Origin of the sequence: Gaetbulibacter aquiaggeris, assembly GCF_044003965.1 — a bacterium.
Taxonomy (GTDB): Bacteria; Bacteroidota; Bacteroidia; order Flavobacteriales; family Flavobacteriaceae; genus Yeosuana; species Yeosuana aquiaggeris.
On sequence record NZ_JBAWKC010000003.1, the window covers coordinates 143,075 to 162,460 of the forward strand.

14 protein-coding genes are annotated in these 19,386 nt (G+C 32.7%); 7 read left to right on the forward strand and 7 right to left on the reverse strand.

Annotation, left to right across the window (positions count from 1 at the left end; translation table 11 throughout):
• Nucleotides 1-25 precede the first annotated feature (25 nt).
• The gene (locus tag V8G56_RS09860) at nucleotides 26-1,678 is read left to right on the forward strand and encodes a GH35 family beta-galactosidase (protein WP_395438283.1); all 1,653 of its coding nucleotides are present in this window, start codon (nucleotides 26-28) and stop codon (nucleotides 1,676-1,678) included.
• A gap of 388 nt (nucleotides 1,679-2,066) precedes the next feature.
• Here V8G56_RS09860 and V8G56_RS09865 read toward each other — a convergent pair whose 3' ends face one another.
• The 3 genes from V8G56_RS09865 to V8G56_RS09875 all read right to left on the reverse strand — a co-directional run bounded on the left by V8G56_RS09865 (nucleotide 2,067) and on the right by V8G56_RS09875 (nucleotide 5,419).
• Nucleotides 2,067-3,329: an alpha/beta hydrolase-fold protein gene (locus tag V8G56_RS09865; RefSeq protein WP_395438284.1), complete on the reverse strand. Its 1,263-nt coding sequence runs from the start codon at nucleotides 3,327-3,329 to the stop codon at nucleotides 2,067-2,069.
• Between the two features lie 114 nt (nucleotides 3,330-3,443).
• Nucleotides 3,444-4,841, reverse strand: a complete 1,398-nt coding sequence (locus V8G56_RS09870) for a S41 family peptidase (protein ID WP_395438285.1) — start codon at nucleotides 4,839-4,841, stop codon at nucleotides 3,444-3,446.
• A 149-nt stretch (nucleotides 4,842-4,990) separates the two neighbouring features.
• Nucleotides 4,991-5,419, reverse strand: a complete 429-nt coding sequence (locus V8G56_RS09875; protein ID WP_395438286.1) for a MarR family winged helix-turn-helix transcriptional regulator — start codon at nucleotides 5,417-5,419, stop codon at nucleotides 4,991-4,993.
• 582 nt (nucleotides 5,420-6,001) lie between these two features.
• On the opposite strand from V8G56_RS09875, the gene V8G56_RS09880 reads away from it, so the two are divergent.
• A complete protein-coding gene (locus V8G56_RS09880) occupies nucleotides 6,002-8,656 on the forward strand; it encodes a cation-translocating P-type ATPase (RefSeq protein ID WP_395438287.1) in 2,655 nt (884 codons plus the stop codon).
• Nucleotides 8,657-8,926: 270 nt separating this feature from the next.
• Here V8G56_RS09880 and V8G56_RS09885 read toward each other — a convergent pair whose 3' ends face one another.
• Together V8G56_RS09885 and ppsA are read right to left on the reverse strand one after the other, a co-directional pair.
• A complete protein-coding gene (locus V8G56_RS09885; RefSeq protein ID WP_395438288.1) occupies nucleotides 8,927-9,949 on the reverse strand; it encodes a S1C family serine protease in 1,023 nt (340 codons plus the stop codon).
• Nucleotides 9,950-9,976: 27 nt separating this feature from the next.
• On the reverse strand, nucleotides 9,977-12,376 hold the full coding sequence (gene ppsA / locus V8G56_RS09890) for a phosphoenolpyruvate synthase (RefSeq protein ID WP_395438289.1): 2,400 nt from the start codon (nucleotides 12,374-12,376) through the stop codon (nucleotides 9,977-9,979).
• A 212-nt stretch (nucleotides 12,377-12,588) separates the two neighbouring features.
• Between ppsA and V8G56_RS09895 the strand changes: the two genes are divergently transcribed.
• A complete protein-coding gene (locus V8G56_RS09895) occupies nucleotides 12,589-12,792 on the forward strand; it encodes a dodecin family protein (protein WP_331629857.1) in 204 nt (67 codons plus the stop codon).
• Between the two features lie 262 nt (nucleotides 12,793-13,054).
• Here the strand turns inward: V8G56_RS09895 and V8G56_RS09900 are convergent, their stop codons facing one another.
• Nucleotides 13,055-13,723, reverse strand: a complete 669-nt coding sequence (locus tag V8G56_RS09900; protein WP_395438290.1) for a BON domain-containing protein — start codon at nucleotides 13,721-13,723, stop codon at nucleotides 13,055-13,057.
• A 203-nt stretch (nucleotides 13,724-13,926) separates the two neighbouring features.
• Here V8G56_RS09900 and V8G56_RS09905 point away from each other — a divergent pair, with 203 nt between their 5' ends.
• The 4 genes from V8G56_RS09905 (at nucleotide 13,927) to V8G56_RS09920 (ending at nucleotide 17,295) form a co-directional block, all read left to right on the forward strand.
• On the forward strand, nucleotides 13,927-14,565 hold the full coding sequence (locus V8G56_RS09905) for a phosphoribosyltransferase (protein ID WP_395438291.1): 639 nt from the start codon (nucleotides 13,927-13,929) through the stop codon (nucleotides 14,563-14,565).
• 229 nt (nucleotides 14,566-14,794) lie between these two features.
• On the forward strand, nucleotides 14,795-15,433 hold the full coding sequence (locus V8G56_RS09910; RefSeq protein WP_395438292.1) for a class I SAM-dependent methyltransferase: 639 nt from the start codon (nucleotides 14,795-14,797) through the stop codon (nucleotides 15,431-15,433).
• A complete protein-coding gene (locus V8G56_RS09915; protein WP_395438293.1) occupies nucleotides 15,430-15,843 on the forward strand; it encodes an archease in 414 nt (137 codons plus the stop codon). The genes V8G56_RS09910 and V8G56_RS09915 overlap by 4 nt, the downstream gene beginning before the upstream one ends.
• The gene (locus V8G56_RS09920) at nucleotides 15,844-17,295 is read left to right on the forward strand and encodes an RtcB family protein (protein ID WP_395438294.1); all 1,452 of its coding nucleotides are present in this window, start codon (nucleotides 15,844-15,846) and stop codon (nucleotides 17,293-17,295) included.
• A gap of 105 nt (nucleotides 17,296-17,400) precedes the next feature.
• Here V8G56_RS09920 and V8G56_RS09925 read toward each other — a convergent pair whose 3' ends face one another.
• Entirely contained in the window at nucleotides 17,401-19,332 is a 1,932-nt protein-coding gene (locus tag V8G56_RS09925; protein WP_395438295.1) for an erythromycin esterase family protein, read from the reverse strand.
• Between the last annotated feature and the right edge of the window lie 54 nt (nucleotides 19,333-19,386).

The following is a 19,386-nucleotide window of genomic DNA, read 5'->3' on the forward strand; positions in this document are numbered from 1 at the left end:
ATAGTAACCATAAAATTTAAAAAACATGAATAAGGCAATTTTAGCTTCATTTTTTATGACACTTTCATTATTAACAACAAATGCTCAAGACATTCCGCATTTAAAAAAAACAAATAATGTTACTCAGCTAATAGTAAATAACCAACCATATTTAATGATTGCTGGGGAGGTGCATAACTCTTCGGCGTCAACCATAGAATATATGAAGCCGTTGTTTCCTAAATTAAAGGCTATGAATTTAAACTCCGTATTTGTGACCTTAGCTTGGGAACAGTTTGAGCCAAATGAGGGAGTTTTTGATTATACACTTGTTGATGCTATTATAGACAATGCAAAAGAAAATAATTTAAAAGTATGCTTACTATGGTTTGCCAGTTGGAAAAACGGGGAGTCTAGCTACACGCCAATGTGGGTAAAAAAAGATATCAAACGTTTTTTTAGAGTAAAGACAAAAGAAGGAATGGAAATAGAAACGATGTCTCCTTTTTGTGAAGCTACCAAAATTGCCGACGCAAAAGCCTTTGCAGCTCTTATGAAACACATAAAAGAGGTTGATACTGAACAAACCGTAATTTTAATGCAACCTCAAAACGAGGTTGGGATGTTTCAAGACATAGATTACAACAACGTAGCATTAGATTTATTTGAAAAAAATGTTCCGACAGAATTAATGACCTATTTAAAGATAAATAGAAAGCATTTGAATACTTATGTAAGTGAGGCCTGGTCTAAGTATAACTTTAAAACCTCTGGGACTTGGAAAGAAATATTTGGAGACACCCCTGAGGCAAAAGCATTTTTTACAACTTGGCAATATGCTACTTATATAAATTTTGTAGCAAAGTCGGGCCGCGAGCAATATAACTTGCCCATGATGGTTAATGCTTGGATAGTTCAGAAACCGGAAGATTTGCCTGGTGTTTATCCAAATGGAGGGCCAGTTTCTAGAGTCATGGATATTTGGAAAGCAGCTGCGCCAGACGTTGATATTCAATCTCCTGATATTTATTTGGAAAACTTTAAAGAAATAGTAGCCATGTATCATAGAGAAGATAATCCTTTGCTAATTCCAGAGTCAAAGGCAGAAGTTGGAAGAGCTTTTTATGCTTTTGGCGAACACAATGCCATCTGTTTTTCGCCTTTTGGTATTGAAGATGCTGCAGATAATTTTGTGTTTACACAATCTTATGAGCTGCTCAATGAGGTGCAACATCTGATAAAAAAATATCAAGGTACTGGTAAAATGCGAGCCGTTCTTCAAGAAGCAGACGAAACCTATAAAGATATTTATTTGGGCGATTACAAAATAAAAGTGATGTATGAAAAACCCAACGAACCTTCATTTGGCATTATTATTCAAACTGATACTGATGAATTTATTGTTATAGGGATGAATATGTCTATCTATTTTGATTCAGAGGTAAAAAATACCATTGGTTATATAGGGCAGGTTTTTGAAGGGAAATATGAAAATGAAAAATGGGTAACAACTCGCATGATGAATGGCGATGAAACCTATCATAATTCGAGATTAAGAGTATTTGGTAGAACTTTTGAAACTTCAGAAGACTTAGTAAAAAATCAAAAAAAGGAGGGAGAGCCAGATGCCTATTCACCAGCAACTAAGCAAAAAATTGTAACTCCTGGAATTTATAAAGTGATTACTTATAAACGCTAAGTAGTTTATATATTACTTCAATTTAATAAGATAGGCCGTTATTAAGCAATATTATTTTTATAAATAATTACAATTGGTTGTACTCAAAGAGAAATTTGAATCTTTAAAATTGTTTGAATTTATATTTAAACTAATGATTTAGCCTTTTAATATTGAATCAAATTTATCTAATTCTGAAATTAGTAATAGGTTCGACATTTTTTATGTTCACTCTGCTAGTTGTATTAGTTATGAAAAGCTGGATATGTTTTGAATTATAATTTTCAAGTTTAATGTTTCAAAAAACTCAAGAGTTTGATTTGAAGTCAGGTCTGTCTGGTTCGATTGTTACACATCGATGTGCACATTTATAAATCAAAATAATCCTTTTTATTAATCATACAAGTTACTAACCTTTATTAGTTTTTTCTTTAAGTTCTTCAATTCTTTGCTTGTAATCATCATTAGCATTTATTTCATACGCTTTAGTTACAAATTTTAAAGCATTTTTAAAATCATCCATTCTTTCATAATAATCGGCCATAGAATCGTAGCTATTGGGACTATTTGGGTAATACTCAATGGTAAGTTCAAAGTACATCTTTGCTCTTTCCATTTGGCCCATATCCATACTCATGTAACCCTGCATATTTATTAAGAATTCGGGAAAAGGAGGTACAGCGTAGCCGAAATGCGTTTCAAGTTTATGTTGTCGATACCTAACAATCTTATTAATTTCATCTGCAGTGGTAGTTGGCATATTATATTTATCAGTATTTTCCATTTGATACCATTCAAAAAGTGAAATTAAACCGTCCATGATAGATGGAAAAGGAATTGTACCATGTATATCCCTGGGGTAAAATTTCCAGTCAAAAGACAATTCGTTTTTAGCATTTTGCTTTACCAATTTTGAAAAGGCAATATTCGAACGGGCGAACAAAGTGAAATCTGTTGTATCCTGCATTACATTGTCTATCGTTATTTGCGAGTTCTGCATATGCAATTGTCCACTTAAAGACATAAATAAGGCTTTTCCTTTATAATTCTGACTTGAAAGTATTTCTCGTGATTCATTTATTAATTTTTGATCGTCCCAATCAAGACTTGGGTCGATGGCTAAATAATTTGAAAATAATTGTGGGTGATGAATTAGGGTGTAAATAGTAAATAAGCCTCCATAAGAATGACCAATTAAGGTTCTAAAATTAGTAACAGGATATTTTTTTTCTACAAATGGAATTAGTTCAGTCTCTATGAATTTACTGAAATTAGCTGCCTCTCCGTTTTCTTGTTTAAAAGGACTTCCATACATCTCAGTTACTTTTGAAGTTGTTAAGTCACGCATTCTGTTTTTATCGTTTGAAATGCCAACAATAACCATTTCAGGTGTAAAACCACCACTATAATAGTTTTGTAAATCATTCACTGTAGGGAGAAATACTTCTCCATCCAAAATATATACTACTGGATATTTCTCATTTTTATTAGCGTTGTAATCCGCAGGGAGTTGCACATAAATTTTCCTGTATTCTTTAAGGCTTTCGGAATATATGCTATCCAAAGCACCAACTTTTTGTAAAAATTGATTGTTTTTATTTGTTTGGGACTGTACAAATTGTAAAGAAAAGATTACAGAACCTGTAATTAAAAATATTTTAATTCTATTCATGATTTGTTTGTTAGTAATTAATTGGTTTTATTTGATTTGTAAGACGTAAAAATCGGAAGTTGAATGTTTGTCAGTTCGTTATTTAATTAAAATCTAAGTATAAATTTTATACAATTATTTATGTTTCAACTTCTGTTTTACTATTTCTAAATTTTTCTGAAATAATTCCAGATTTCTATCCTCATTTATAATAGCAATATCAACGGCTTGTTGATAGTTCTTCAGGGAAGCTTCTAAATGGCCATTTATCATTAGCAATTCAGCATAACTATCAAATGCATTTGCAGAGTTTTGATAGAGAATTGCATTGGCTCTCAAAATCGATTCAGCTATTTTTGGTTTTTTGTATGTTAGTAAATAGTCATAACCTAGGTTGTTGATGTCTCCTTCGTTAAACAAATTAGCTTCTTGACATTTTTTTAATTTTTCAAAAATCATGTCGTCTGTTTCTCCAACTGTGTAGTGGTCAAGTTGGTTGCTTAAATCCGTAAACAACTGGTTGAATTTTTTATTTCTTTGGGCCCTATAAGTTTCTGCGGCTTTCTGGGCTAAGGCAAGTGTTTTATCATAAGTATCTTCAACGTTTGTTGCCACTTCTGGAATGACTCCAACGCCTTCCCAATTAGTTTTAGTAACTGGATTAATTGCTTTTCCTGTTGGAATAAAAACGCTCAAATTATCATTGATTCTCATACTACGTCCCGGATTAGCACCTCCACCAGTGGTCTGTCCTACTAACGTTGCCCTTTTTTGAGTTTGCATATTATATGAGAATTCTTCTGCTCCAGAGAAAGTTCTTTCGCTTGTCATAATAAATAAGGGAATATCTTGCATTTTTTGTCCTCCAACGTCCTCCAATGTCCAAAACTCTTCTGTTTTATTTCCCTCTCTCCAATACAGGCTATTCAAAAGTAATTTCTGATTAAAGAAATAACTACATAGGTACTGAACCATGCTTGGGCTGCCCCCTCCATTTTTACTCAAGTCAATAATAATTGCATCTGTTCTTGACATTAATTTCATATAAGCATCAGCAATGTCCTTTCCAGTTTCTATTCCAGCAAAACCTCTTAAATCCAAATAACCTATATTTCCTTCCAGAATTTGAACAGTTTTGAATCCTGCATTTGATAGTCTGGATCTGTCCATTCTAGCAATATGTTCGTCAATCATGCTTTCCTGAGCTGTTTCTGAAGTCATATTTGGTTGATTTGACCGAATACGCATATGCTTATCCTTATTAATAGCTTGTACTGACTTTGTCAAGGCTGCCGCAAAAGTTTCGTTATTTTTAATCGAATCAAAATAACCATCTAACATTTGGGTCTTAATATGTTGTTCGGTCAGTTTTGCTACTTCAGGAAATACATAATAATCATTCATTAATTGCGACAGGTTTTGAATCACCTCTTCCTTATATTTATTGGTTAATGAATGGTCCTGTGCTTTAGATAAATTCACAGTTATAAATAATGCTATAAACAGGATGAATAGTCGGGTATTGATTTTCATTTTTCTTATTTGGTTGTTTTTTATTCTGCTTCTCTTTTTCAAATGTTTTGGTTCTTTTTCAGGTTGCTTTATCTTTTATTTCTCTTGTAAACGAGATATTGTGCTAAGTATAATTTAATAATCATAGGGTTTTAATGCTTTCAAAATTTTTATTTGAGGTTTGATAAAATTTTATTCAAGGTAATGTCAAGCTGAATTAATTCTTCTTCTGTAATACCTGAAAACGCTTTTTCCCTATTGGCTACTATTACAGGTTCTAGTTTTTTTAATACTTCTGTTCCTTTGGGAGTAATTTCTATTTTAAATCTTCTGCGATCTTCCGTATTCATTGATCTTTTGAGAAATTTTTTATTAACCATGAGGTCAATCATTCGGGTTAGTGAAGCATTATCCTTAAAAACCAAATCCGCAATTTCTTTTTGGTTCAATTCAGGGAAAGCATTAAGATATTGTAGGATTAATTTTTGATCAATGGTGATATCATCAACCACTTTTAAAAAATTATGATTCGCGAATTTTCTATAACTTTTTATGGTTTTTTCAATGGTATAAAAAACTGTTTTAGATGGAATCTTCATATTTATGTATTTGACACAAATATAATTGATATATCAAATAAAAAAAATATTTTACTATTTTTTTAAATTTTCATCAGGATTATTTAATCTTCGAGTTTACAACATGTTTGTATTAAGATTTGCTACAACTGTAAAATCGAAGGTTTTTCATTTGTAACAAATCATTTGATGGAATGTTGGTCGTTATTATTTTGTTTAAAAGGGCATGGCGTATATGCCATATTACTTGTATTAATTTAAAAAATCATCTTTTTAGGCCTATCAATTAACTTTGATAATTGTCCTACCGATAGTCCAAGTGATACAGACTATTTAAAAAATCCACCAATCCTCTCCTTTATTCTTTCTGCTTATAGTATTTATTTTGTGTTTTAATCTATCTATCAACTATTCTATTAGAGAAATAGTTAAATAAAATTACGCTCACATAAAGTAAATTACAATACGCTTTATGAGTGTCTTTAATCATTAAATACTAATAATTATAAGCCTTTTTAAACATGATAATGACCTATATCATTTCTTAAATTATTTTCTAGCAATACATTATGCCAATAAACCAATAGTAATTATCGGGCAAAAATGATAAATAATGCCTTCGCTATTTCTTCTAAGAATGTAGCCGCAAAACTTAAAACAGCTATTGATAAAGGGTTATGTTCAAAGGAGGCTGCAAAGCGACTACTATATTATAAGCGAAATGAAGTCCTTAAAAAAAAGAAACAGAGCAAAGGACTCATTTTAGCCAAACAATTTATTGACCCAATTATTTTTATTCTAATAATAGCCACTATACTGGCCTTTTTATTTCAAGATTGGCTTGAAGGAATTGCCATATTGATAGTTGTGATTATAACAACAATGATTGGGTTTTTTATGGAATTGCAGGCGAGAAAATCTTTAGAAACACTTCATAAAATAAATTTAAGTCATTTATTTTCTCGAGTTATAAGAGATGGTAAGATCATTAGAGAAAAAACAATAATGTTGGTTCCAGGAGATATTATTCTTCTTGAAAGAGGTGATGTTGTTCCGGCAGATGCGCGCCTCATTGTAGTAGAAAACTTAATGATTAAAGAAGCTACTTTAACGGGTGAGAGCCTTCCTATAGACAAACAAACGAACGCATTAAGGTCTTCAAATACACCTATAACAGAACAAAACAACATGGTCTTTAAAGGGACGACTGTCTTTTCAGGAAGAGGAAAAGCCATCGTAGTAGCAACAGGAATGAATACTCAATTGGGTATTATCCAACAATTGGCGATAAATGCAAAAATAGCCCATACGCCTCTTGAAAAAAAGTTAAACAAATTAAGTAAGAAACTCATTTGGCTAACCCTTATTTTGGCCATTTTAATAGTCTTTTCTGGTATTGTGAGAGGAAATGACATGCTTCTTATGTTTCAAACAGGAATGGCGCTAGCAGTTGCCACCATACCCGAAGGTTTACCAATAGTGGCAACCATTGCGCTGGCACACGGTATGCTTAGGTTATCAAAAAAAAATATTATTATAAAAAATTTAGAAGATGTTGAAACTTTAGGAGCAACCAATATAATTTGTACCGATAAAACAGGAACCCTTACTGAAGATGAAATGAAAGTACAAACACTTGTACTTGGAAGCCAACTTACAGAAGAAATTTGTGCTCACGAAAATCACATATCATCAAAGGTAACTTCAAAAAATGATTTTGAAACTTTAGTTATGACTAGTGTACTTTGTAATGACGTATCATTAAAACCACATGAAAGACATGGAGACTCTATTGACTTGTCTTTGTTAGATTTTGCAGAGAAAAATGGGTTTAATCTTGAAGCTATTAGAAATAAGAATGCTGAAATTTTTAAAATCCCATTTAACACCAAAAGCAAGATGATGATAACCGTCAATTCTAATCAAGTTGGTTATGGTATTTATGTGAAGGGTGCTTTTGAAAATATTCTCAGTGGTTGTAACCGAATATTGAAAAATGGAAAACCTGAAGTATTCATTAATAAAAAGGAATGGTTTGATATAGTTAACAACTTAGCTTCAAAAGGGTTACGAACTTTGGCTTTTGCTTATAAAAAAACAGTTTCTAAACCTAAAAAAAAGATCTTGTTTAACCATTTTATTTTTTTAGGTGTTATTGGCTTTGTTGATCCTGCCAGAAAAGACATTAAGCCCATTATCAAAAGTTATAAACAAGCTGGAATTAAGGTAATCATGGTTACGGGCGACCATCCTGGTACCGCAAAAAAAATAGCTATAGATATTGGATTATTATCCACAAATGCAACAGAAGATACGGTGATCTTAGGTAATGACTTTAAAAGCACAGGTGCACTCTCTGAGAATAAGAAACACCAATTTCTTAATGCTTCAGTTTTTGCAAGAGTCACTCCTGAACAAAAAATAAATATTATTAGCTTCTTTCAGGAAAACAATAATATTGTAGGAATGATAGGTGATGGCATTAATGATATTCCTGCATTAATAAAAGCAGATGTTGGTATTGCAATGGGAATTCGCGGCACCGATGCCGCAAGAGAAGCTGCGGATATTATTCTTATAGATGATAAATTTACAGCGACCGAATTAGCCATAAAGCAAGGAAGAATTATTTTTCAGAACATTCGTCAGTTTGTAGTGTATCTTTTATCTAGCAATTTTGCCGAAATACTCTCTGTAGGTGTAGCAGCCATTTTAAACTTGCCAACGCCTTTATTACCTTTACAAATTCTATTTTTAAATCTTATTACCGATATATTTCCTGCTTTGGCAATAGGCTTGGGTAAAGGTGAAAAAACGATTATGAAACTATCACCTAAAAACCCCAAAGAACCTATAATGACAAAACAATTATGGCATACCACTATAATTTATGGGATCACTATAAGTTTAGCTGTTTTGGGAATTACCATTTATTCTCATGTTGTATTAGAACTTTCAACAAATCAAATAAACAATATGGGATTTTATACCCTGATATTAGCTCAATTACTTAATGTTTTTAATATGCCTGCGCGGTATTTGTCATTCTTTAAAAATGAAATCACCTCCAATTTATATATTTGGGGTGCCATTGCTTTATGCTTGTGTTTAACTTATTTGGCATATATTACACCAGCAGTCTCTAAATCACTTTCTTTAGTGACTCTGTCTTCAAGTCAGTTATTAACTATATTAATCTTTAGTATGGGTTCTCTTATTTTGGCTCAAATCATTAAACGTCTGGGCGGTACAATTTGAAATTGATGTACTATTATTTTATTTATTATCTCAGGACCATCTTTCTCAGTAATTTTAACAGTAAACTGAGGTGTAATACTGCGCTTTCTTTCAAATTGCGGTGAGTCCTTTTAAGATGCTTATCACCCAAAACATTTATGCAATTATCATGTGAAAATGATAAGCAATATTTATTTTCTATTTTAGAAATACAGGAATTTTCAACCCTTTGGCACTTTTCTAGGTTTTTCGGAGTAAATTTGGGCGTTATCTAAAATTGATCAAAAAAATTTAAGGAACTATTTCAGAAATTTTTTCAATTTTACCTCTTCTGAGTAAAGTAAACCTTATCAGATCTCCAGGTTTTAATTCCTGTAATTTGTACCATGATTTAATCAGGTTTTCCTCGTTTGTTAACGGTATTTCTTCAACCATTAATAAAATATCACCTCCCAGTATATATTCTTTGTCTTCAAGAATAGTTCTAAAGTACCCGCCTTGCAGACCCAATTGATCTCCTAAGGAATTTGCTGCGACTTTTTCAACCAAAATGCCTCCTTTTTGAGGTACGTTTAAAATTTCAGCTAAATGACCATAAAGAAAACTGGATTGAATTCCTGTCCAGATGGCATGCTCTTCTAAAAGAAGCTTTTTTGCTATATTGGAAGTTGTTGCAAATCCAAGACCTTGAAATCCTTGAGAGCGGCTTAAAATAAAACTGGCGATTCCTATAACCTCTCCTTTCATATTAAACATAGGGCCACCAGAACTACCCATATTAATAGCAGCGTCACTTTGAATAATTTCAGCGGTTATCAAGCCATTAAACAAAGGTTTCCGGGTGTATTTTCCACTTATATAGCCCACTGATAAGGAACTTTTTAAACCATAAGGAGCACCAATAATAAAAACTTGATCACCTGTTTTTGCTAAGTCAGAATCTCCTAATTTCAACACAGTTAATGGCGTACTTTTTGGCGTAAGTGTTCGAATTAAAGCCACGTCTGATAATGGATAGGAATACAGAACTTTTGCTTCAATTTCTTCGCCATCTGCAAAGGTTACAATAATGTATTCTGCTGTTTGAACTAAATGCGCTACAGTAAGTATGTCTCCAGCTTCTGAAATAACAAAACCAGAACCAAAGCCATTCAATCCAGACATGGTGGCTAATCCTCCTTCATAGAGCACTTCTGCTTGTAATGTTTTAATAAGTACAACAGCTTTATTTGCATTTTCATATAGGGTACTTATTTTTTGTGAAAACCCAAAGAGGCACGTGAGCAATGCGATTATATATAGTGTATTTTTCAAGATGTATTAATTGATTTAATTTATAAGTTATAAATTTGTTACAAGACGCTTTTTAACTAAGATCTTTTCTGCTTTATTGATGTTTTTTATGCCTTGTAATAAAGCATCTGGATTAAACGAAATACTATTAATTCCTTCTTTTACCAAAAAGGAAGCAAAGTCCGGAAAATCGCTAGGAGCTTGACCACACAAGCCTATTTTAGTATTTGTTTTATGAGCTGATTGTATAGCCATTTTAATCATTTGTTTTGCAGCTGCATCGTTCTCATCAAATAGTTTTCCCAATAATTCAGAATCCCTGTCAACTCCTAAGGTAAGTTGGGTCAAATCATTAGAACCAATCGAGAAACCATCAAAAATTTCAGCAAATGCTTCAGCTAAAATGACATTACTCGGAATTTCAACCATGGTATAGACCTCTAAACCATTTTCACTACGTGTTAAATTATTTTCTTTCATACTGGTGAGCACCTTTTTACCTTCTTCTAATGTTCTGCAAAAGGGTACCATTACTTTTAGATTTTTAAGCCCCATATCATTCCTGACTTTTTTAATAGCTTTACATTCTAAGGCAAAGCCATCCTTATACAACTCGCTATAATATCTGGAGGCCCCTCTAAATCCAAGCATTGGATTTTCTTCCTGAGGTTCAAAGTTCTTACCACCAATTAAATTTGCATATTCATTAGTTTTAAAATCACTTAATCTGACAATGACTTCCTTTGGATAAAAAGCAGCAGTAATAGTAGCTATGCCCTGGGATAATTTGTCTACAAAATAATCTTGCTTATTATCATATCCTTTGGTAATATTCATGATTTTACGCTTTACCGAGGCGTCTTTAATGTCATTGAACTTCACTAATGCCATAGGATGTACTTTAACATGATGCGTAATGATAAATTCCATTCTTAAAAGCCCAACCCCATTATTTGGATAATAGGATAACTGGAAAGCATTTTCGGGATCTGCCAAAATCATTTTTACTTCTGTTTTTGGCATATTAATATTAGAGAAATCTATTTCTTCTTTTTCAAACTTGCATTTGCCTTGATACACAAAACCTGTTTTTCCCTGGGCGCAGGATAAAGTAATGGTTGTACCATCTTTAATAGTTGTGGTTGCGTTACCACAGCCAACGATAGCCGGAACGCCTAACTCACGGGCTACAATAGCTGCATGACTTGTTCTACCGCCTTTATTGGTTACAATACCAGCAACCCGTTTTAACAGCGGGTCCCAATCTGGGGTTATGGTATCTGTAACAATAATTGAATTTTGATCTAATTGCCCAGCATTTTTTGGTGTTTTCAAAAAACAAGCAATACCTGTTTTTATTTTAGAACCCACGGCATTTCCCTGAGTCAACAAGGTTCCTTTTTCAATTAATTTATAAGTGATCAGCATATTTTTATTGCGCGTTTGATGCACTGTTTCCGGACGCGCCTGAGTAATAAATAATTGGTTTGTAATTCCGTCTTTGGCCCATTCAATATCCATTGGTTTTTGGTAATGGTCTTCAATAAGTTGTGCCCAATAAGCTAAAGAGACTACTTCATTGTCCTGTAGGACAAATTGTTCCTGCTTTTCTTTAGATGTTTTTAGGTTTATAGTTGTTGTTTGTTCCTTTTCTTGAGAATAGATCATGGTAAGTTTCTTGTCACCCATTTTTTTCTGGATAATAGGATATTTGTTTTGCTTTAAACTTGGTTTAAAAACATAAAATTCGTCAGGATTCACCGCGCCTTGTACGATGTTTTCTCCTAAACCCCAAACACCTGAAAGCAGTATAACATTCTCAAAACCAGATTCAGGTTCTATGGTAAAACCCACCCCGGAACAAGCTTTATCTGATCTTACCATGAGTTGAACGCCTACAGAAAGAGCTACATTATCATGTTTAAAACCCTTGTCTTCCCGATATTTTATAGCTCGATTGGTGTACAACGATGCAAAGCATTTCTTTACAGCTTCAAGTAATGCTGCTTTTCCTTTGATGTTCAAATATGTGTCGTGTTGACCAGCAAAACTGGCATCTGGAAGGTCTTCTGCGGTTGCACTGCTTCTTACTGCTACTTCCTTAGTATTATTGTCGGATAATTGCATGTAAGCATGTGCTATTTCTTCTATAAGAATGGATGAAAATTTTCCATTTAAAATAAGTGCTCTTGCTTGTTCACCAATGGTTTTTAAATTAGAATAATTCCTTTTATCAAGTTGTTTTAATAGGTCCTTTAAGGAATCCTGAATATTATTTTCTTTTAGAAATTCCCAAAAGGCACCTGAAGTTGTTGCATAGCCATTTGGAATACGAACACCCTTTACTGACAATTGATTGTACATTTCACCTAATGAGGCATTTTTTCCTCCAACAATCCCTATATCCTTAATTCCAATTTCACTGAATTTTTTGATGCGAACTTCCATGGTTTTATTATTAAGATTGTTTAATAAGTTATATAGTATTGAAGATAAATAGCTTACCAGCAATTTCAAATGACGTAGGTCATTTGAGTCAAACCAAATATTAAGTTCTTTAAGAATTGTAGAAATAAAATTTTATGAATTGATTAAGGTCATTTCATTAAGCACAATTCTAAATTACTTTAGATATTCAATAAACAATAAATTTATATGTCATGTCAGTATTAAAAGTCATTGAAGTATTAGGAAATTCAACTGTAAGTTTTGAGGATGCCGTTAATAATGTAATTAAGGAAGCATCAAAAACAGTAAAAAATATTAAATCTGTTTATGTGAAGGATATGCAAGTAACTGTTAACAACAACCAAATCAAAGAATACAGAGTTAACACCAAGGTTTGCTTTGGTATTATGGATTAACTTAAATTTAGAAAGTAAAGGACTTATAGTTTTTATCAGAAGCCTTCCTGAAAGTTATTGAACTAATACTTTATCTTTCAGGAAGCTTTTTTTTGTATTTAATAAAATATTTAAAAAAAAAAACTCGCCTCACCCGTTTGAATCCTTTTTAGATATTTAATAGTTAAATAATAATTATCACATTCAGAAAATTACTATTTAAATAAAAAAAGGCCTTGATTTTTTTATCAAGGCCCTATAAAAAGTTTAACATTCAGAATTTTTAGGCATATTCTGTGTAATATTCTACTTTAAGTTCATTTTTAACGTCGTATACACCAGGTGCATTATAAGCCGCAGCTTCGGCATCTTCTTTTTCTTTAATGGAATGTACTTTACCACGTAAGGTTACAGTATGACCATGAGTTTCTAGAATAATATTATCGGCATCAAGGTTAGCCATGCGTTGAAACGCTTTTTTTATCCTGTCTTTAACCTCTGTGGGTTTAATGTTATTTTTTAATGTGATAAGATTGCTTACACCTTTCACACCCAATAGTTTCTCTGCAGCATTTTTTGCGGCATTCATTTGGTAAGCCCATTGTACTTCACCAGTTAAATAAACCCATCCGTTTTCAACTTTCACCATGATATCATCTTCAGGAACTAAAGCATTCCATTCAAATGCATCAACTATGGCCTTGGCAATTTCTTTGTCAGTTTTTTTAAAATCGGTACCATATTTAACTTCAATATCTAAAGCTACAGCTTTTACCCCTTCAACCCGTTTTGCTGCCTTTTCAGCATCCAGTTTTTTAGCGTAGCTATTAACCACACCACTAAGAGTAACTACCCCATTTTCAACAATGACGCCTATTTGTGTTTCATCAATATTTGGCTGCCAAGCTAATTCATCTAATACATCATCTTTAATTTCAAAATCTGTTTTCATAATTATAAAAATTTAAATTAAATACTATTTATAGAGCGCAAAATAAGTTGGTTATAAAAAACTGGAAATGATATGGGTCAATGCGACTAATTTTTATAAGAATTATTGTGACATCTAAATCTTTAAAATGAAATAGTCATATTGACCCTCATCATTTTAGGTTATAAAATGAATTTGCAAATTTGTTAATAAATATTATCGAGATGTTTAAAGATAGAAATGAAGCTGGTTACCTGCTAGCCAATAAATTAGAAAAATATAGAAGTGCTGATGCTGTCATTTTGGCAATACCAAGAGGAGGGATACCCTTAGGTTTTATAATGGCACAAAATTTAAATTTACCTTTAGAAGTCGTGCTTTCTAAAAAAATAGGACATCCTTTACATAAAGAATATGCTATTGGTGCAGTGACCTTGAAAAATAGGATTTTAAGCGATGCTGCTGCAGATGTCTCTCAATCATATATTGAATCAGAAACGGAAAATATTAGAGCCAAACTGAATAAACGTTATGCAGATTATTATGGAGATCATAAACCATTACCTTTAAAAGACAAGATTTTAGTAATAGTAGATGATGGGATCGCAACCGGCAATACCATGTTATCCATCATTAAAATGCTCCATGACGAAAAACCGAAGAAAATTATAGTTGCAATACCTGTGGCTCCCCCCGATGCCATTAAAAAACTTGAGGACTCTCCACATATTGATGAGGTTATTTGTCTTCTAGTCCCTAATAATTTTCGGGCAGTGGGTCAATTTTATCAAAATTTTGATCAGGTAGATGATACAGAAGTAAAACAGTTATTAAATAAAATGCTCAAATCATTTTCAAATTAATAATCGATTATTTTATTTTTTTGAAGATTATACTGTCTTTTTCAATATGTTTTTTTAAGTATGTCTCTGGATTGTATTAAAAACTGAATAGATGGCTTCATTTCAGACTATTGTTACATTTTTTCATTGATTTTTAATAAGATTAAAAAACATTTTAATTGATATTTATCATTATGAGAAAATATTAAAAACACTAAATTTTAGAGTGCAAATCATAAACTAATTAATCATGTTAAAAACAGAAATTTTTGATAAATATGTTGAAGATTATGAAGCCTGGTATGACAAATATCCGGAAGTATATGAATCTGAATTGGCCGCTATTAGAGAACAATTTTTAAAATTACCTGAAAATATTAGGGGAATTGAAGTAGGCATCGGTACAGGACGCTTTGCACAACCATTAGGCATTAAGGAAGGTATTGAACCATCTGAAGAAATGGCTAGGAAAGCTGTAAATAGAAAGATTGAGGTGTTAAAAGGCGTTGCGGAATATTTGCCTTATCGCGATTTACAGTTTGATTTTGTATTGTTTGTGACCATCTGCCATTTAGATAATGTAAAACTAGCTGTAGAGGAAGCTCACAGAGTTCTTAAACATAATGGATCTATCATTATTGGTTTTTTAGACAAAGATCAAGCTGTTGCAAAAGAGTATAAGGAACGAAGAGATCGAAGTACTTTTTTTAGTAATGCCAGGTTTTATTCAGTGATGCGCATCAAACAAATAATTGAAGAAGCAGGATTCAAAAATTTAGAGTTCAACCAAACCTTATTTGGTAATATGGAATCTATTAAAGATATCCAGTTACCAAAATCAGGCTATGGTGAAGGATCTTTTGTAGTACTTAAAGCAACAAAAAAATGAGTATTACTTACGTATCTCATACTGCCGACATAAGGATGTTGATATTTGATAAAACATTGAAAGGTCTATTTGAGCAAGGGGTAAAAGGCATGAATAATATTTTAAAGGAAAAGTTCTGTGAAAAAACATCTAATATTGATAATAGGACCATAATTAATGTAGAAGCTTCAGATACTACTAATTTGCTTGTAGATTTCCTGTCAGACGTTTTGTCCAGTTCTTACATTGAAAAGTCCATTTACTGTGAAATGAAAATCATTGAATTTTCAGGTCAGAAAATTAAAGCGGAGTTATTAGGCACAAAGGTTGAAGCATTTGATGAAGAAATAAAGGCTGTAACTTATCATGAAGCTGATGTTATAATGAACGATTATGGCCTTTGGGAAACTTTTGTCATTTTTGATATATAAATGAAAAAAGTAAAAAAAGAAGATATCATTAAACTTGAAGATTATCTTTGGGAAATTCCCAAATCTTTTAGAAATGATATGCTAGTGCCTGCCAGAATATTGGCTTCTGAAACACTTTTAAACGATATTATTGAGGATAGGTCTTTGAATCAACTGGTAAATGTAGCTGTATTACCAGGTATTCAAAAAGCATCTATGGTTATGCCTGATGTACACGAAGGTTATGGGTTTCCTATTGGAGGCGTTGCTGCAACACTGTATCCAGATGGTGCTATTTCACCAGGAGGTATTGGCTACGATATCAATTGTGGCGTTCGTCTACTAATTTCTCATCTTCAATATGAAACCATAAAAGGTAACATCGAATCATTATCAAAAGAAATGTATGCACAAATACCATCGGGTATGGGTAAAGGTGGAAAAATAGTATTATCTGCCAAAGATATGACAGATGTATTGACTGAAGGTGCAGAATGGGCTGTTAAAAAGGGATATGGCAGAAAGGAAGATTTGGAGTATATGGAGAGCCATGGTCGATTATCCTTTGCTGATTCGGATTTAGTATCGGACTTTGCCAAAAAACGAGGCACTGATCAGTTGGGTACCATTGGCTCAGGCAATCATTTTATTGAGGTGGATTATGTAGAGGATATTTACGACAAGGACATTGCAAATGTATTTAACCTAAAAAAAGACCAGGTTGTTATACTTATCCATACAGGATCCAGAGGACTGGGACATCAGGTAGCCACAGATTATATTAGAATCATGATGAAAGAAATGATTAAATATAATTTTAAACTACCAGATAGGGAATTGGCTTGTATGCCTTTTAGCTCAGAAGAAGGACAACACTATTTTAAAGCAATGTGTGCTGCGGCTAATTATGCATGGTGTAACCGAGAAATTATATCTTGGGAAGCAAGAACAGCATGGAAAAACTGTTTTGGTAAAGACGCGGGCGAGTTGAAGTTACTATATGATGTGGCTCATAATATCGCAAAAATTGAAGACCATATTATAGACCATGTGAAACAAAAAGTTATTGTTCACAGAAAAGGAGCAACACGGGCATTTGGCCCAGATTCTGAAGAATTACCTGAAGCTTATATTAAATCTGGCCAGCCTGTAATCATACCCGGAAGTATGGGAACATGTTCTTATGTTTTATCTGGAACATCAAAAAGTAAAGACCTTACTTTTGGATCTTGTTGTCATGGTGCCGGAAGAAGATTATCCAGGCGAAGCGTAAAACAACAAGTCAATGCACCTGCACTTAAAGAACAACTCAAAGAACAAGGTATTTATATAGAAGCTGGCTCATTTAAAGGTATTGCCGAAGAAGCTCAGCAAGCTTACAAAGATGTTAATTTGGTAGTAGATATTATTCAAACTTCAGGTATTGCAAAAAAAGTGGCAAAGCTGCGACCCGTTGCCGTGGTTAAGGGATAAATTATTTCATAATCATAGTGTTTTAAAAAAAGGCAAACATTTACATCCCTCATACTATTTATAAATCAAATTCATTCTATCTAAATTTAATATTTTTTAACCTATTTACGCAAATGGATGACTTTCCAATAGTTTAGGAATTACATTGCTGGTAGTAATAGGTGTAACAGCCTTGGATGTGTTAAACCAAATATATTCATCAAATTGCGATGGTAAAACAGCTTGGAAATAGTGACTCATACGTTCTGTTTTTGGTCTATACATAACACCAATTGCGCGTTCCAGTTTTGGAGCATTCAATAATTTCCTTAATTTTTTTCCAGTATCATTTTCACGCAATGGAAGGGTGAAATTGGCTATTTGGGTTTGACTGCATAAATTTTCGTAACTACCCAGCAAAGAAGGATTGACTTGCATTATTTCCATGGCACCTCCCCAATTATGAGCAGCTGCCACCGTGCCATCATGGGTACCAAAACCTATGTGATAGGACTTATTCTTAAACTGCTCTTTACATAAATGACCAATATTTATTTCTCCTCTTGAATACATTTCTGTAGCCAATGCGTTTCCAATATGAGAATTGTGTGCCCATACAACGGCTTTGGAATGAGGTCCAAAATAAGATAAAAGTGATTTTAAAGTCTGAAACATATGAAAGTCACGTAAATTCCATGAATCTGCACTTCCATAATACATAGCTTTATAATAGCGTTCAGCATCTACTACCACATTGGCATTCTGGTAAGCATAAAAATATTCAGGAGAATGGTTCAATTTAATTTTATTCTTAAGTAAATCTATCAGCATTTTTAAGATCTCTTTTTCACAGCTTATCAACTGATTACTCAATACCATTTTACCATATATTGATGGATCTGACATATAAGGCATAATACAGGTGTATCTTGATTTTGCCAGTTTGGCCAGTTCAGTATCTTTTTTTTCTAAATAATCAATAACCAGCAATATTGAATTTTCCAGTCCATATAGATCAAGACCATAAAAGCCAGCTTGAGGCTCATGTTTCATATTGTAAGCTCTTAGCCATTCCACAAAGTTTAATACTTCTTTATTTTTCCACATCCATTCTGGAAAACGGGCAAAGGGCATCCACTGGTTCTGGGTATACTTATCTTTGACATAACTGTTTATTTGTTGGGCATCACTCCAGTCTGCTTCAGCACAAACAAAATTGAATCCTTTCTTTTCTATAAGCCCTTTGGTAATTTCTTGTCGCATTAAATAAAATTCTGAAGTTCCATGCGAGGCTTCACCAAGTAAAACTACCTGTGCATCACCAATTCTGTCAAGAAGATCATCAATAGGAAAATCTTTGATGTCTTCAAACGGCATAGCTTTTAATTTTATTTCATTAATAATATCTTTCTCAGGGAAGTCTGTTGATTCAATTTCAGGTAAAATTTCAGGATGAGGAATAAAAAAATTATCTCTTAATTTTTCTGTTTTATAATCAGTTTCAGATACTCTTTGTATTATTTCAAATACCGAATGAACCCAATCAGGACCTACCGGAATCAACAATTTCCCTTCTATATTTAACTGTTCTTTTAAACCTTTTGGAACCTCTTCAAGTTCTGAAGCTATTAAAATAACATCAAATGGTGCTTTTGCCTTCCAACCCAAAGTTTGATTGTTATTCTTGGCAAAAACATTAGTGATTCCTATATTATTTAATGTTTTAACAGCCCATTCTGCATATATTTTATGGGCATCTACCATGTAAACTTCCTTATAAATTTTGGAGAGAGCTGCCAATATATACACAGAATCAACACCTATGGTCAAAATCTTTTCTCCTTCTTTAATTTTTAATTGCTCCAACATTTTGGCAATAACTAAAGCCCTTGTTTCTATAAGTTTAAGTGCCTCTGTTTTTTCAATTTCTTGATAGGAAGCTGTAGGGAAGTCTTTTAATATAAACAAAGAGAAAGGAATATCTTGAAAAGCCTTTAATAGTAAGGCATTTTTTATTCCCCTATTTTTTAACTGCATAACCATTTCATTATTTTTCATAACGCATCTTATTTATGATTCAATTTAGTAAGGCAGATTCATTTTTTAAATGAT

What these genes read in the sequence shown, in the direction of transcription:
- V8G56_RS09860 (WP_395438283.1), top strand. Translation starts at nt 26, where the DNA reads ATGAATAAGGCAATTTTAGCTTCATTTTTTATGACACTTTCATTATTA.
- V8G56_RS09865 (WP_395438284.1), bottom strand. Translation starts at nt 3,329, where the DNA reads ATGAATAGAATTAAAATATTTTTAATTACAGGTTCTGTAATCTTTTCT.
- V8G56_RS09870 (WP_395438285.1), bottom strand. Translation starts at nt 4,841, where the DNA reads ATGAAAATCAATACCCGACTATTCATCCTGTTTATAGCATTATTTATA.
- V8G56_RS09875 (WP_395438286.1), bottom strand. Translation starts at nt 5,419, where the DNA reads ATGAAGATTCCATCTAAAACAGTTTTTTATACCATTGAAAAAACCATA.
- V8G56_RS09880 (WP_395438287.1), top strand. Translation starts at nt 6,002, where the DNA reads ATGATAAATAATGCCTTCGCTATTTCTTCTAAGAATGTAGCCGCAAAA.
- ppsA (WP_395438289.1), bottom strand. Translation starts at nt 12,376, where the DNA reads ATGGAAGTTCGCATCAAAAAATTCAGTGAAATTGGAATTAAGGATATA.
- V8G56_RS09895 (WP_331629857.1), top strand. Translation starts at nt 12,589, where the DNA reads ATGTCAGTATTAAAAGTCATTGAAGTATTAGGAAATTCAACTGTAAGT.
- V8G56_RS09900 (WP_395438290.1), bottom strand. Translation starts at nt 13,723, where the DNA reads ATGAAAACAGATTTTGAAATTAAAGATGATGTATTAGATGAATTAGCT.
- V8G56_RS09905 (WP_395438291.1), top strand. Translation starts at nt 13,927, where the DNA reads ATGTTTAAAGATAGAAATGAAGCTGGTTACCTGCTAGCCAATAAATTA.
- V8G56_RS09910 (WP_395438292.1), top strand. Translation starts at nt 14,795, where the DNA reads ATGTTAAAAACAGAAATTTTTGATAAATATGTTGAAGATTATGAAGCC.
- V8G56_RS09915 (WP_395438293.1), top strand. Translation starts at nt 15,430, where the DNA reads ATGAGTATTACTTACGTATCTCATACTGCCGACATAAGGATGTTGATA.
- V8G56_RS09920 (WP_395438294.1), top strand. Translation starts at nt 15,844, where the DNA reads ATGAAAAAAGTAAAAAAAGAAGATATCATTAAACTTGAAGATTATCTT.
- V8G56_RS09925 (WP_395438295.1), bottom strand. Translation starts at nt 19,332, where the DNA reads ATGAAAAATAATGAAATGGTTATGCAGTTAAAAAATAGGGGAATAAAA.